This is a genomic window from Psychrobacter sp. 1U2 (genome assembly GCF_051847575.1).
In genome coordinates this window covers 1-1,719 of sequence record NZ_JBPYDC010000124.1, presented here as the reverse complement: position 1 = coordinate 1,719, position 1,719 = coordinate 1, and the positions used below count along the sequence as shown (strand labels likewise).

2 protein-coding genes are annotated in these 1,719 nt (G+C 35.4%); one reads left to right on the top strand and one right to left on the bottom strand.

All coding sequences use genetic code 11. The annotated features are described in order from the left end of the window. Window positions 1-727, top strand: a 727-nt coding sequence (locus ACS8FD_RS13735) for a hypothetical protein (protein ID WP_439276285.1), incomplete at its 5' end; no start/stop codon positions are given. Window positions 728-1,470: 743 nt separating this feature from the next. On the opposite strand, the gene ACS8FD_RS13730 is transcribed toward ACS8FD_RS13735, so the two are convergent. After that, on the bottom strand, window positions 1,471-1,719 hold a 249-nt coding region (locus tag ACS8FD_RS13730), incomplete at its 5' end, for a type II toxin-antitoxin system HicB family antitoxin (RefSeq protein ID WP_439276284.1).

The following is a 1,719-nucleotide window of genomic DNA, read 5'->3' as shown; positions in this document are numbered from 1 at the left end:
AGGCATGAGTCCGAACGCGCGAGGACTTTATAATAGTTTAGGAGATGATCAACAAATTGTCAAAAATTGGATAAAAAATGGTTGGGGATGTACAGCATGCCATGTGTCAAAGGATTCATGGCATTTAGAAGGTGTTGTTAATCCAGAAAATGGCTTAATCTATGATCATGCTGTTGATCAAGAAGGATTCAGAAATTGGGCTCTAAGGAGCAACGCTGCAAGGTCTATAGTTGAGTTTGGAACAACAGTAGGTATGGCAAGAGCAAAATTTATGAATGCTCCTAGAGCACCTCGCGTACCAAATGACACTATGATAAAAGGGAAAAATCGAAGAGTTGATACATTTGACGCAGAAGTTGACTTAGCGATAGATAATTCAATAAGTTTTAATTTTTGGGTTTTACCTGCTAACAGTGGAAAAATGAGGCTTACTGGACAGGGATTAACAAACATAAAGCTAAAAATGAATCCTGAGAAGCCTATTTGGTTTCATGACAATTTACTATTTAGGAAAATACAAGATGCACCTCATACTAAAGTTGAAGTGAGAACTCACTCTCCAAATCCAAACCCTAGAATAAGAGGCACATATTCTTCAAATAATAACACAACTCAAATTAATACTAATCCGAATAGCGGACCAAAACTATATCGGCTACCTGACGGAAGTTGGAAGACTATCGATACTATGACAGATGCTGAAAAGGTAGCTGCCCATTACCACTAAATAGGACGTAAATATGAAACAGAAAATGAGTGATCGTAGCCTATTTCTAAACTGAGTAGAGCAAAAAATTCTTTATTGAAAGTCTAAAAAGGTATTTTACAGATCCCCCTTTTTTTTAGCATAAGTATTGGGGAAGAGTTTTTATCTTGATAGCTTCTGTTAGGCTTCTAGGCTGTGTAAAAACACCTATTTTTAATAATGAGATACGAAATTAGAACGACAAACCAATTATTTTAAAGGTAGATTTGGGAAATTCTGACTGATATTCTTTTCAGTATTGTGCTCAAATATTATTTAAACTCTTTATCCATATCTATTCATGCTTATAGTCAAAGCCTTGTGCATCATCAATCCGAAAAATCACATCCAACAACATTTTTAACAGTTCTGATTTGTCAAAATACCTAGTACTTATCACAATCGGCGAAGTTAACAGCTCATTCTCAAATGAGCTTCGGCATAGCTTACGACATGTATTTTTTCTTTTAGTTCTAATAGCATCTGCTCATTCCATGTTCTATAGCGATGTGCATTATATCAATGATCTTGTATAAATGCTCTTTCACAACTTGTCTGGCATAAATAGCATTTAAATAAGCAATTCATCTAAACGCTATCTACATTATGAGTACTGATCTATTTAATCTACTAATGTCTAGTAGTGGCTTATAGCAATATGACTGTATCAACTAGTATGAGTTCCATTCTCATCTATTGCATACATTTATGGCTATTCAGTTTTATCAATAAAGCTCATCTATTTGAACATCGACCGTTGCCCAAGACATACCCTCAAAACCCGGGTCATCTTTATAGTTATTACTATCAGTAGGCATAGGAATTGGTTCGCCATCGTCTATCATGCCACTTATATGAAGCACAATAGCTTCTTTAGCATTTTTTAAAATATTTCCATACTCATCACTAGCTGAATAGCAGCCCGCTATATCTGGGATAATGATGCCATACGCAGTATTGTCGTCACCTTGTTG